We start from the raw sequence: 12,389 nt of genomic DNA on the forward strand, positions 1-12,389 counted from the left end.
GCCACAACATCGACAGGCCGGAAGATCTCCCGTTTGATCTCGAATGGAGGGAAAGTGTCGACGGTGATCCCGAAGAGCGACCCGACCGGACTGCACCGCGTGCTCGATGCCGAGACAGTGCTGCCTCAGGCCGCCCAGCGGCTCGACACCCGGCGCGAGCTCTGGCCCGACGAGGTCCGGATCCGGGTGGAGCGGCTCAACCTGGACGCCGCTTCGTTCCGCCAGCTCGAGGGTGAGCACGGTGACGGGGGAGCCGTGCGGGCAGCGGTCCTCGCGATCGTGGCCGAGCGCGGCAAGATGCAGAACCCGGTCACCGGCTCCGGCGGAATGCTGATCGGCACCGTCGAGGAGGTCGGTCCGGAGTCGCCGCTCGGGCTCGACGTGGGTCAACGGGTCGCGACCCTGGTCTCCTTGACCCTGACGCCGCTGGTGATCGAGGACGGCCTCGCCCAGTGGGACGGCACGTCCGAGCAGGTGCCGTGCGACGGCTACGCCGTCCTCTTCGGCCGCTCCATCGCTGCTGTCCTCCCCGACGACCTCCCTCGCGCACTCAGCCTGGCCGTGATGGACGTGTGCGGCGCGCCCGCACTCACCGCGCGCGTCGTCCGGCAGTACGGCGAACGGGGCATCGCCCCGCGCGTCGCGGTCATCGGCGGCGGGGGCAAGTCGGGCTCGCTCGCCCTGGCCGCCGCGCGCGCCGCAGGAGCGGACCACCTCATCGGCGTGGTGCTTACCGAGCGGGAGGCCGCGTCCCTGACCGGCGCCGGCCTGGCCGACTCCGTGGTGATCACCGACGCCCGCGACCCGATCGGCCTGCGCGACGCCGTCGCCTCCGCCGGTGGCCCGGCCGACGTCACCGTCGTCTGCGTCGACGTGCCCGGCTGCGAAGGCGGCGCCGTCTTGGCGACGGCCGAGGGCGGCACCGTCATCTTCTTCTCGATGGCGACCTCGTTCTCGGCCGCCGCGCTGGGCGCCGAGGGGGTCGCCGCCGACGTGACGATGCTGATCGGCAACGGCTACGTCCCCGGTCACGCCGCCTTTGCGCTCGACCTCCTGCGCGCCAACGAAGGCGTGCGCCGCCTCTTCACGGAGCGCGTCCAATGACGACGAAGCTCGACCTCGACCCGGTCACCGTCCGCAAGGCGCGGTCCCTCGCTCGCAAGGCGGGGCGCCCCATCGTCCGGATCGCCCAGCAGCACACCACCGTGTCCGTGGAGCGCGCGACGCTTCGCCTGGCGGGCCTCGGGGGAGCCGACGCGGAAGGCACTCCCTGGGTCAACCGACTGCTCGACGCCGTACGGGCTGACGTCGGGCTGGAGCACGGCGCTGCCCTGCCCGTGTGGGACGCCCTGGTCCGCAGCGAGGCCGAGGACCTGCTGACCCTGGCGCAGAAGGCGTCGGCCGGGTCGGTCCGGTTCCGGATCCCCGAGGGACGCGACGCGCAGCGTGCGCGAAGCGCCAGCAAGCGCGCCGTCGGTGGCGGGATCAAGACGATCGACCGCCGCCGGGTCGAACGCGACCGGCTGATCAAGCGGCACGGAGACGCGCCGCGGCAGCCGTGGATCTACCTCATCGTCGCGACGGGCGACATCTACGAGGACATCCCGCAGGCACAGCAGGCCGCGCGTGAGGGCGCCGACGTCATCGCGGTCATCCGGTCGACGGGGCAGAGCCTCCTGGACTTCGTGCCCGAGGGCGCGACCCGTGAGGGTTTCGCCGGCACCTACGCCACCCAGGAGAACTTCCGCCTGATGCGCGCGGCGCTCGACGAGTCGAGCAAGGAGCTGGGGCGCTACGTGCGGCTCACCAACTACGCCAGCGGGCTCTGCATGCCGGAGATCGCCGCCCTCGCGGGCATGGAGCGCCTCGACATGATGCTCAACGACTCCATGTACGGGATCCTCTTCCGCGACATCAACCCGATCCGCACCTTCGTCGACCAGCGCTTCAGCCGCCAGGTCCACGCCCGCGCGGGCATCATCATCAACACCGGCGAGGACAACTACCTGACGACGGCCGATGCCGTGGAGGCAGCGCACACCGTCACGACGAGCCAGCTGCTCAACGAGTACTTCGCCAAGGAGGCGGGGCTCGAGGACTGGCAGCTCGGCCTCGGACACGCCTTCGAGATCGACCCTGCGGTGCCGGAGTCCTTCCGGCTCGAGCTCGCTCACGCTCTGCTCGCCCGCGAGCTGTTCCCGCAGGCACCGCTCAAGTGGATGCCGCCGACCCGGCACATGACCGGCGACGTCTTCCGCGGCTACCTGCTCGACGGCTTCTTCAACCTCGTCGGGGCGATGACCGGCCAGGGCATCCTCCTGGTCGGCATGATGACCGAGGCGGTCGTGACGCCGTGGCTGTCCGACCGGGACCTCGCCCTCCAGAACGTCCGCTACGTGCTCGATGCGGCCGGCGGGCTCCACGAGGACTTCCGGCCGGCGCCGGACGGACTCATCGCCACCCGGGCGCGCCAGGTGCTCGGCGAGACCGTCGACCTGCTCGACCGGATCGCCGACGAAGGGCTCCTCGACGCGATCGCCGACGGCACCTTCGGCCTGATGCGACGACCTGCCGATGCCGGTCGGGGACTCGAGGGCGTCGCCAAGAAGGCGGATGGCTACTACAACCCCGCGACCGACCTGCTGGAGGAAGCGTGAGCACGCTGGTCCGCCCCTACGGCGACACCACCGGAGACGGCATGGTGCAGCTGAGCTTCACGCTCCCCGTGCCTCACTCGAAGCGCGCCGAGGGCGCCGCCCAGCAGCTGGCCAACAAGATGGGCATGGACCCTGCGCTGGTCGTGCACGCCAAGCCGATGGGTCCGGACTTCACCTTCTTCGTGGTCTACGGACGCGTCAACCACCTGGTCGACCTCGACGCGGTCGAGGTCATCGAGCGCGACTACCCGCTGCTGACTCCCAAGGAGGTCAACGCCTCGATCAAGCAGAGCCTGCGCCGCCGCCTCGTCGTGCTGGGTGCCTGCATCGGGACCGATGCGCACACGGTCGGCATCGACGCGATCCTCAACATCAAGGGCTTCGCGGGGGAGAAGGGGCTCGAGTACTACCGGGAGATCAAGGTGGTCAACCTCGGTGCTCAGGTGTCCGTGCCGCACCTGGTCGACCGGGCGGTGGCCGAGCGGGCCGACGCCGTCCTCGTCTCCCAGGTCGTGACGCAGCGCGACGCCCACCTCCTCAACACCCGGGAGATGTCGGCTGCCTTCAGCGAGGCGTTCCCCGCCGCTGAGCGACCACTGCTGGTCGTGGGCGGGCCGCGGTTCGACGAGGCGATGGCCGGCGAGCTGGGCGTCGACCGGATCTTCGGGCGCGGCACCACGCCGGGCGAGGTCGCGAGCTTCCTCGCCCATAGGCTGGCGTCATGAGCGCGCTCGAGCAGCCGGTCGGCACCCGTGTGACCCAGCGCCGCTACGTGCCCTACTCCCACGCCCACTACGCCGGCAACCTCGTCGACGGGGCCTATGGGCTGGGTCTGTTCGGTGACGTGGCGACTGAGCTCTGCATCCTGACCGATGGCGACGAAGGTCTCTTCGCCTCCTACGACGACGTGCAGTTCCGTGCGCCGGTGCGCGCCGGCGACGTCGTCGAGGCCAGCGCCGAGCTGGTCCGTGCGGGCACACGATCGCGCGTCATGGCGTTCACCTTGATCGTCGTGGCACGGGGCGCCGCGACCGAGGACCGCCCTGGCGCGGCGGAGATCCTCGATCCTCCGATCGTGGCGACGACCGCGACCGGGACCGTCGTCGTTCCCTAATCGGAACAGGGCGCGGCGCGTCGCCAGCGACACGCCGAAACAGATCGAGATTTTTCGAGAAATTGGCTTCCGGTCGACCCCGCTCTGACCTGCGCGTTCGCGCATCCGCGCAGGTCAGCGGACGGTTGACACTCACCGTCTCGCTCGCCAAAGTACGTGTCCGTTCGCTCATGCAGGTCGCGGTAGGCGGACCGACGTCCGAGTGGCCGTCAGACAGGGGTGTAGCGCCAACACCACCCGTCGCGGTTCGCGGAGGTCGGTTCGCACCACGAGAGCAACACGGAAGGGTCGCGGTCTCCCTAGACAACATCTCGGTGCCGGCAGCCAGCCGGTCGTCGGGATGGTCCGAAGGAGGCCTCGACCCTTCCGTTGTCCTGGCACCGAGAGGCACTCACTACGCTGGCCCCGTGCTGGCCCGACTCCTCCTCGCTCTCGCGAGCGGTCTGGCCCTCGCCGCCTCCTTCGAGCCGATCGCGATCCCTTACCTGGTGCCGCTTGCACTGGCGGGTTTCGCCCTGGCCACCCGTGATCTCTCGGTCCGTCGAGCGGGCATCGTCGGCCTCGGCTTCGGCGTGGCCTTCTACTTCACCCACATCTGGTGGATGAAGGAGTCGATCGGCACCGACGCGTGGATCGCGCTCTCCGCCGCGGAGGCGCTCTTCTACGGCGCGGTCGGCCTCGCGGTTCCCTTGCTGCGGCGCCTGCCCGCGTGGCCTATCTGGCTCGCAGCTCTCTGGACGGCGGTCGAGCAGGTCCGAGCGACGTGGCCCTTCAGCGGCATGCCCTGGGGCCGGCTCTCTTTCGCCGCGATCGACACGCCCGTGGCGGCGTCCGTGGCCTACCTCAGCATGACCGGCCTCTCGTTCTTCCTCGCACTGGCCGGCTTCCTGCTGGCGGCCGGCGTGGAGACCTGGCGCGCGGGCTCCGACCCGCCAGCCCACACGCGGCCGATCGCGCTGGCCGGGCTGGTCGGGGTGCTCGCCCTGCTCGTGGCGCCTGCTGTGATGCCCTACGAGACGGAGCAGTCGGGCACGGCGGTCGTGGCCGCCGTACAGGGAAACATCCCCGACCCGGCCAACGACATCTTGGCCCACTACCAGCAGGTCACCCGCAACCACGTCGACGCCACCGTCAGGCTCGGCAAGGAGCCCGGTCCCAAGCCCGACTTCGTGCTCTGGCCAGAGAACTCCACGGCGGTCGACCCCTTCCTGGACGACAGCACCAACGCTGGCATCCGACGGGCCGTGGCTGCGGTCGGCGTGCCGGTCGTCGTCGGCGGCATCGTCGACGACGGCAACGAACACGTCCTCAACCAGGGCATCGTGTGGGACCCGGTGACCGGGCCGGGGGACCGCTACACCAAGCAGCACCCCGTCGCGTACGGCGAGTACATCCCCTTCCGCCGCTACTGGGACCCCAACTTCGGCGCTCTGCGCGCCATCGGGCGCGACATGAAGAGCGGCACCCGCACCAGCCCGCTCCAGGTAGCCGGGATCGAGGTCGCCGATGCGATCTGCTTCGACATCGCCTATGACGACGTCATGCGCGACCAGCTGAAGCAGGGCGCCGAGCTGCTGACTGTGCAGACCAGCAACGCGAGCTTCATCTTCACCGACCAGATCGACCAGCAGTTCGCGATCACGCGGCTGCGGGCGATCGAATCCGGCCGCTGGCTCGTCGTGGCCGCCACCAACGGCATCACCGGCGTGATCGCCCCCGACGGCACCGTGGTCGCGTCAGCCGATCCGCGCACGCAGGCGGTCCTCGTCGAGCGGGTCGGTCTGAGCACCGAGCTGACCCCGGCCACGCGCATGGGGGCCTGGCCGGCCCGGGTGTTCACCGGGTTGGCGCTGGTCGGCGTCGTGCTGGGAGGAATCGCGTACCGTCGAAGGCAGGATCCCGACGGGTCCCCATCCACCACTCCGAACGAGGCCGTCGTTGTCTGAACCACCGATCACCGCAGGCGACCTGAGCACCACGCTCGGGCGGGTCGTCGTTGTGATCCCGACCTACGACGAAGTCGCCAACATCGCTTGGATCGTGGAGCGGCTGCGACGTGCCGAGCCTGCGGTCGACGTCTTGGTCGTCGACGACAACTCGCCCGACGGCACTGGCGCCGTCGCCGACCGGCTGGCTGCCGCGGACCCCCAGGTCAACGTGTTGCACCGCACGGGGAAGGGCGGCCTCGGCGCGGCCTACCTCGCCGGCTTCGCGTGGGCGCTCCAAGCCGGCTACGACGTGATCGGCGAGATGGACGCCGACGGCTCGCACCAGCCCGAACAGCTGCACCGCCTCCTCGACGCGCTCCAGGAGGCCGACCTCGTCATCGGCTCGCGCTGGATCCCCGGTGGCAGCGTCGTCAACTGGCCGCTGCGTCGCTCGGCGCTCTCGCGCGGCGGCAACCTCTACGTCCGGCTGCTGCTCGGGATCCATGTCCGTGACGCCACCGCAGGCTTCCGGGTCTTCCGCCGGGCCGCCCTCGAGAAGATCGACCTCGGGTCCGTGCAGTCGACCGGCTACGTCTTCCAGACCGACCTGGTCACCCGCTGCATCCGGCACGGCCTGACGGTGCGTGAGGTGCCGATCGAGTTCGTCGAGCGGGTTCGCGGCGAGTCCAAGATGAGCGGTCAGGTCGCCGTCGAGTCGCTCCGGCGGATCACCGAGTGGGGCGTCCGCGAACGACTGGAGCAGGCGCGCAGGCGGCAGGCGCACCGTGCCGAGGCGTAGGACCGTCTGGCTAGGCTGACGAGATGACGACGACGAAGCGGCGGCGGCGTTGGCTGCCGCTGGTGCTGGTCCTGGCGTTCGTGGTGGTGCCGCTGCTCGAGATCTACGTCGTGATCCAGGTCGGTCAGGCGATCGGCCCCTGGTGGACCATCCTGCTGCTGATCATCGACAGCCTCATCGGCGCGTGGCTGGTGAAGCGCGAGGGCAGGCGGGCGTGGCAGGCGCTCCGCGACGCACTGCAGACCTATCGACCGCCCGCCAAGGAGCTGGCCGACGGTGCGCTGATCCTGATCGGCGGCACGCTGCTGCTGACCCCGGGGTTCGCAACGGACGTGGCCGGTTTCCTGCTCGTGCTGCCGTTCACCCGCCCGATCTTCCGGCGGCTGCTCACGGGCTACCTCGGTGCGCGACTGACCGTGGTAGGTGCCACTCGGACACCACGAAGCCCCGGCCCGACGGCAGGGGACACCGTCGTCCGGGGCGAGGTCGTCGAGGACTGAGCTCGAGCCTCAGGCGTTGGCTGCCTTGCGCTTGCGCGCGGCGGTGGTGCGGTGGAGGTGGGCCGGGCCGATCTCGCCGCCGCGGAGCAGCTCAAGACGCTCGGTCAGGATCTCCTCGAGCTCCTTCTCCGAGCGCCGCTCGAGCAGCATGTCCCAGTGGGTGCGCTGCGGCTTCTCGACCTTCTCAATGCGCTCGATGCCAGCCGTGCTCTCCGCCTCGGCTCCGCACCGCGGGCACTCCCACACCGCAGGGACGTCGGCCTCGATCGACATCGTGATCTCGAACAGGTGACCGTGGACGCACTGGTAGCCGACCTGTTGCCGGGCCGCGAACTCGATCCCTCGCTCGTCCTCGAAGGACTGGCCGCCCAGTCGTGCGCCTCGCAGGGTGCGCTCCGCCATGTCTTTCCTCCCATGTCCCTGACCCCTGCTCCTGGCGGGGTCCGGCTGCGTGGTCGCTGAGGGATCTCCTCAGACAGGTGTGACCGACGCGGCCGCTATCCATACAACGTTACCCAGCACCCAAAGGTTTCAATCTCTACGAAATTCGCAGCAGATCCGGGCAAAATCAAACGGTTTCCGGCGTCTGGTTGCCCGCTTCACGGATCCCGCGCTCCGGATCGAGCCTCAGCAAGAAGAACAGACCCAGCGCGAAGAAGACGATCAGGGACACGATCGCCGGTCGATAGGACCCGGTGACCTGGAACATCACGCCGAAGAGCAGCGTGCCGAACCACGACGTACCGCGCTCGCAGGCGTTGTAGAGGGCGTAGTACTCGCCGGCCCGGCCGCGGGGGATGAACAGGCTGTAGAACGACCGCGAGAGCGCTTGGGTGCCGCCCATGACGAGGGCGATCGCGACGCCGAGGAGGAGGAACAGCACGATGTTTTTCGCCGGGAGGAACATCGCGAGGACCACGATGACCATCCAGCCCATCGTGCCGCCGACCAGGCAGCGGTAGGCGCCGTGCTTCTGGGCGATCCGCCCGAAGAGGAGCGCACCACCGAAGGCGACGAACTGGATGAGCAGGATCGTCGCGATCAGCACGCTGTCGCCGAAGTGGAGCTGCTTCGAGCCGTAGATGGCGGCGCTGCCGATGACCGTCTGGATGCCGTCGTTGTAGAAGAGGTAGGCAAGGAGGAACGTCAAGGTCATCGGGTAGTTGCGCAGGTCCTTCAGCGTGGCCCAGAGCTGGCCGAAGCTGCGGTGGACGAGCCCGCCGCTCTCGAGCACCACGTCCTGCGCCGGCCGGTTGCGCAGCCTGCGCACCGGGATGATCGTGAAGGCCGCCCACCAGACCGCCGCGCTCAGCAGCGCCAGCCGGACCGCCAGCTCCTTGTCGAGCCCGAGCGCGTCGTGGCCCAGCACCATCCCCAGATTGATCACGAGCAGGACGCCACCGCCGAGGTAGCCGAAGGCCCAGCCGCGGGCCGACACGGCGTCGCGCTCGTGCTCCTCGGAGATCTCCACGAGCATCGCGTAATAGGCGACCAGCGAGCACCCGGCGAGCACACTCGCGGCGATGACCGCCACAGCGCCGAGCTGCCAGTGGTCGCCGTGGATGAAGAAGAGCAGCGCGGCGAAGAAGGACCCGGCCCAGGCAAACCACGCCATGTGCATCTTCTTGCGGCCCGAGCGGTCGACCATGGCCCCGACGATCGGCAACAGGAACGCGCTGGCGATCGTCGCGAAGCTGGTGAGGTACGACGGCAACGACCCGGCCGCGAGGTGCAGACCGAGCACCGACACGGTCTTGCTGCAGGTGTCGTCGGCGCTGTCACCGCACCCGGCTGCCCGGCCCGCCACGGTGATCATTAGCGGTCCGAAGAGGACCGTCAGCGAGGTCGTGTAGAACGCCGAGTTGGCCCAGTCGTACCAGTTCCAGGCGCGCTGCTCGGCGCGTCGGTTGAGCGGTGACAGGTCAGCAATCGCAGGCGTCGTGTTCATGAGGCTCCCTCCCAGAGGCCACGGTCGACGAGCACATCCTTGAGCACGTCGGTGCGATCCGTGAAGAGGCCGTCGATCCCGCGGTCGAGGAGCGCGCGCATCTCGTCGGGGTCGTCCACGGTCCACACGTGGACCTGCTTGCCCGCCGCGTGCGCCCGTCGTACGAAACCGGGCGAGACCAACAGCAGGCGACCACGACGGTGGGGGACCTGGAGCGCGACGAATCCACGGCCCGCGAGCCGGTCAGCCAGGCGGGCGCTGGGAAGGAAGCGGAAGGCCACGATCTCGAGGGGGTGGGCCGCCGTGGGCACCCGCCCGTCCGTCAGCCGTCGGAACTCCCGGATGCGGGCGCGGGAGAACGACCCGACCAGGATCCGGTCCCAGAGGTCGCGCTCCCGGACCAGCGCGGCCAACGCCGCCGCGGCGCCGTCGGACTTGATGTCGATGTTGAACAGCGCGTCGGGGAAGTTGTCGAGAAGGTCGATGAAGGTCGGCACCCGCTCTCGGCCGCCGATCCGCGCCTCCCTGATCTCGGCCAGGTCGAGGTCGCGGATCGCGCCCACCTTGTCGGTCACCCGGTCGAGCACGTCGTCATGGAACGCAAGCAACGCGCCGTCCTTCGTCACGTGGACGTCGGTCTCGAGGTAGCGGTAGCCGAGGGCCGCAGCGTGCTGGAAGGCCGCCAGCGTGTTCTCGAGCCCCTCGATCTCGGGGTGGTAGGCCCCACCGCGGTGGGCGAACGCGAGGACCCGCCCCGGCGCGAGGTAGCTCATGGGTGGGCTAGATGTCCCGGAACGTCTCGATCTCGGCGCCCAGGGAGCTCAGGCGTTCGGCGAGGTCCTCGTAGCCGCGGTGGATGACGTAGGTGCTCCGCAGCACCGAGGTGCCCTTGCTGGCCAGCATGGCGAGCAGCACGACGACCGCCGGCCGCAGAGCCGGCGGGCACACGAGCTCGGCGCCGGTCCACGACGTCGGCCCCTCGATCATCACCCGGTGCGGGTCGAGCAGGCTCACCCGTCCACCGAGCTTGTTGAGCTCGGTCAGGTAGATCGCCCGGTTGTCGTAGACCCAGTCGTGCAGCGTCGTCTGGCCCTCGGCGACGGCCGCGATCACGGCGAAGAACGGCAGGTTGTCGATGTTGAGGCCGGGGAAGGGCATCGGGTGGATCTTGTCGCGCGCAGCGACCAGGTCGGAGGCCAAGGTGCGGATGTCGACGAGCCGGGTGTGGCCGTTGGCCGCGAGGTACTCCTCCGACCGCTCGTAACGGAAGCCCATCTCCTCCAGGGTCGCCAGCTCGATCTCGAGGAACTCGATCGGCGCTCGGCGGATCGTGATCTCCGACCGCGTCACGATCGCGGCAGCGAGCAGCGACATCGCCTCGATCGGGTCCTCGCTGGGGGCGTAGTCGACGTCGACGTCGATGACCTGCTTGCCCGTGATGGTCAGCGTCGTCGTGCCCACGCCCTCGACCTCGACGCCGAGCGCCTGCAGGTAGAAGCACAGGTCCTGGACCATGTAGTTGGACGACGCGTTGCGGATCACGGTGGTGCCAGGGTGCAGCGCCGCTGCCATCAGCGCGTTCTCGGTCACGGTGTCGCCGCGCTCGGTGAGCACGATCGGCCGACTGGGGGAGACCAGCTTGCTGACCTCGCCGTGGTACCACCCGTCGGTGGCCTTGACCTCGAGCCCGAAGGGGCGCAGCGCCGACATGTGCGGCTCGACGGTGCGCGTGCCGAGGTTGCAGCCTCCTGCGTAAGGCAGCTCGAAGCTCTCAGCGCGATGGAGGAGCGGTCCGAGGAACATCAGCACCGAGCGAGTACGGCGGGCCGCCTCCTCGTCGATGCGGCTCAGGTCGAGCTCCTTCGGGGGGATGATCTCGAGGTCGTTCTCGTCATTGATCCAACGCGTCTGCACGCCGAGGCTGCCCAGCACCTCGAGCAGCCGGTTGACCTCTTCGATGCGGGCGACCTTGCGCAGGGTGGTGCGCCCCCGGTTGAGCAGCGAGGCGCACAGCAGCGCGACCCCGGCGTTCTTCGACGTCTTCACGTCGATCTCGCCCGACAGCGTCGTCGGGCCCTTGACCCGCAGGTGCGTCGGGCCGGCGCCCAGGGCGACGATCTCGGAGTCGAGGGCGGTGCCGATCCGGGCCAGCATCTCGAGGGAGAGGTTCTGGTGACCCTTCTCGATGCGGTTGATCGCACTCTGGCTGGTGCCGAGGCGCTCGGCGAGCTGGGTCTGGGTCAGGCCCCGGTGCTTACGGGCATCGCGGATCAGGTTTCCGATCCGACCCTTGTAGTTGGTGTCGCTCTCAAGGACAGGGGAGACCGTCATGGAACAGACGGTAACTCACATGTGAGATAACGCCAACCATCCCCGCGGGCCGCGCGTGAAGCGCCGGATTCAGGCGATAGGGCAGGATTGTCGGCATGCTCGCAACGACGATCCACGGCCCTCGTGACATCCGCGTCGAGGAGGTCCCGGACCCCACGATCAAGCGGCCGACCGACGCCATCGTGAAGGTCACCGCCGGATGTGTCTGCGGATCCGACCTGTGGCCCTACCGCGGCGAGAACCCGATCTCGGCCGGGGCGACGATCGGCCACGAGTGCATCGGTGTGGTCGAGGAGGTCGGTGCCGAAGTGCGCGACTTCAAACCCGGTGACTACGTCATCGTGCCGTTCTGCCACTGCGACAACACCTGCGCTCACTGCGTGGCCGGCGTGCAGTCGGCCTGCGACAACCTGGGGATGACGTCGAGCGGACAGGGTCAGTACGCCCGGGTCACCCAGGCCGACGGCAGCCTGGTCTCCACCGGCGGTACCCCCGACGCGGCACTGGTCCCGTCCCTGCTGGCGCTGACCGACGTCATGCCGACCGGCTGGCACGCCGCCGTGTCCGCCGGGGTGCGGCGGGGCGGTTCGGTCGTCGTGGTCGGTGACGGCGCCGTCGGCCTTTGTGGCGTGCTCGCCGCCTCGGTCATGGGCGCGGAGACGATCATCGCGATGTCTCGTCACGAGTCCCGGCAGCAGCTTGCCACGGCCTTCGGCGCGACCCATGTGGTCGCCGAACGCGGCCGTGAGGGGGCCAAGGCCGTCAAGGACATCACCGGAGGCATCGGGGCCGACGCGGTCCTGGAGTGCGTCGGCACCGACGACTCGATGGGCTCGGCCTTCGCTGTCGCCCGGCCCGGTGCGACCGTGGGCTTCGTCGGCGTGCCGCACGGCGTCGAGCTGCCGGTGGGCCGGATGTTCCAGAAGAACGTCGGGCTGCGCGGAGGCATGGCCCCCGTACGGCGCTACCTGCCCGAGCTGCTCGACCTGGTGGTCGAGGGTCGGATCGACCCGGGCAAGGTCTTCGACTTCACGCTTCCGATGACTGAAGCCCCAGAGGCCTACCGCGCGATGGACGAGCGCCGCGCGATCAAGGTCATCCTCCAGCCCTGA

Annotated in this window: 12 protein-coding genes; 8 read left to right on the plus strand and 4 right to left on the minus strand. The window is 69.5% G+C overall.

All coding sequences use genetic code 11. The features are described from left to right. Window positions 1–63 precede the first annotated feature (63 nt). The 7 genes from kdd (at window position 64) to F0U44_RS19935 (ending at window position 6,998) form a co-directional block, all read left to right on the plus strand. Window positions 64–1,104: an L-erythro-3,5-diaminohexanoate dehydrogenase gene (gene kdd / locus F0U44_RS19905; protein WP_246160688.1), complete on the plus strand. Its 1,041-nt coding sequence runs from the start codon at window positions 64–66 to the stop codon at window positions 1,102–1,104. Further along, entirely contained in the window at window positions 1,101–2,657 is a 1,557-nt protein-coding gene (kamD, locus tag F0U44_RS19910; protein WP_149730127.1) for a lysine 5,6-aminomutase subunit alpha, read from the plus strand. The genes kdd and kamD overlap by 4 nt, the downstream gene beginning before the upstream one ends. Beyond that, window positions 2,654–3,382 carry a lysine 5,6-aminomutase subunit beta gene (gene kamE / locus F0U44_RS19915; protein WP_149730128.1) on the plus strand — a complete coding sequence of 243 codons (729 nt, stop codon included), beginning with the start codon at window positions 2,654–2,656 and terminating at the stop codon, window positions 3,380–3,382. Before kamD ends, kamE begins: the two co-directional genes overlap by 4 nt. After that, window positions 3,379–3,771, plus strand: coding sequence for a 3-aminobutyryl-CoA ammonia lyase (gene kal, locus F0U44_RS19920; RefSeq protein WP_149730129.1), 393 nt, complete (start codon window positions 3,379–3,381; stop codon window positions 3,769–3,771). The genes kamE and kal overlap by 4 nt, the downstream gene beginning before the upstream one ends. A 407-nt stretch (window positions 3,772–4,178) precedes the next feature. Continuing rightward, entirely contained in the window at window positions 4,179–5,717 is a 1,539-nt protein-coding gene (gene lnt, locus F0U44_RS19925; RefSeq protein WP_149730130.1) for an apolipoprotein N-acyltransferase, read from the plus strand. Beyond that, complete coding sequence (locus F0U44_RS19930; protein ID WP_438616537.1) at window positions 5,710–6,498, plus strand: polyprenol monophosphomannose synthase; 789 nt, start codon at window positions 5,710–5,712, stop codon at window positions 6,496–6,498. The genes lnt and F0U44_RS19930 overlap by 8 nt, the downstream gene beginning before the upstream one ends. Window positions 6,499–6,521: 23 nt before the next feature. Further along, on the plus strand, window positions 6,522–6,998 hold the full coding sequence (locus F0U44_RS19935; protein WP_149730131.1) for an FxsA family protein: 477 nt from the start codon (window positions 6,522–6,524) through the stop codon (window positions 6,996–6,998). Window positions 6,999–7,007: 9 nt separating this feature from the next. Here the strand turns inward: F0U44_RS19935 and F0U44_RS19940 are convergent, their stop codons facing one another. The 4 genes from F0U44_RS19940 to F0U44_RS19955 all read right to left on the minus strand — a co-directional run bounded on the left by F0U44_RS19940 (window position 7,008) and on the right by F0U44_RS19955 (window position 11,277). Continuing rightward, on the minus strand, window positions 7,008–7,400 hold the full coding sequence (locus F0U44_RS19940; protein ID WP_149730132.1) for an RNA polymerase-binding protein RbpA: 393 nt from the start codon (window positions 7,398–7,400) through the stop codon (window positions 7,008–7,010). Window positions 7,401–7,566: 166 nt separating this feature from the next. Continuing rightward, entirely contained in the window at window positions 7,567–8,946 is a 1,380-nt protein-coding gene (locus tag F0U44_RS19945; RefSeq protein ID WP_149730133.1) for an MFS transporter, read from the minus strand. Beyond that, window positions 8,943–9,719 (minus strand): glycerophosphodiester phosphodiesterase family protein, encoded by a 777-nt coding sequence (locus F0U44_RS19950; protein ID WP_149730134.1) that lies wholly within the window; start codon window positions 9,717–9,719, stop codon window positions 8,943–8,945. The genes F0U44_RS19945 and F0U44_RS19950 overlap by 4 nt, the downstream gene beginning before the upstream one ends. Before the next feature lie 7 nt (window positions 9,720–9,726). Continuing rightward, entirely contained in the window at window positions 9,727–11,277 is a 1,551-nt protein-coding gene (locus F0U44_RS19955) for a helix-turn-helix domain-containing protein (RefSeq protein WP_149730135.1), read from the minus strand. Window positions 11,278–11,372: 95 nt separating this feature from the next. On the opposite strand from F0U44_RS19955, the gene F0U44_RS19960 reads away from it, so the two are divergent. Then, complete coding sequence (locus F0U44_RS19960; RefSeq protein WP_149730136.1) at window positions 11,373–12,389, plus strand: zinc-dependent alcohol dehydrogenase family protein; 1,017 nt, start codon at window positions 11,373–11,375, stop codon at window positions 12,387–12,389.

The sequence above is a fragment of the Nocardioides humilatus genome (genome assembly GCF_008373755.1).
GTDB classification, from domain to species: Bacteria; Actinomycetota; Actinomycetes; order Propionibacteriales; family Nocardioidaceae; genus Nocardioides; species Nocardioides humilatus.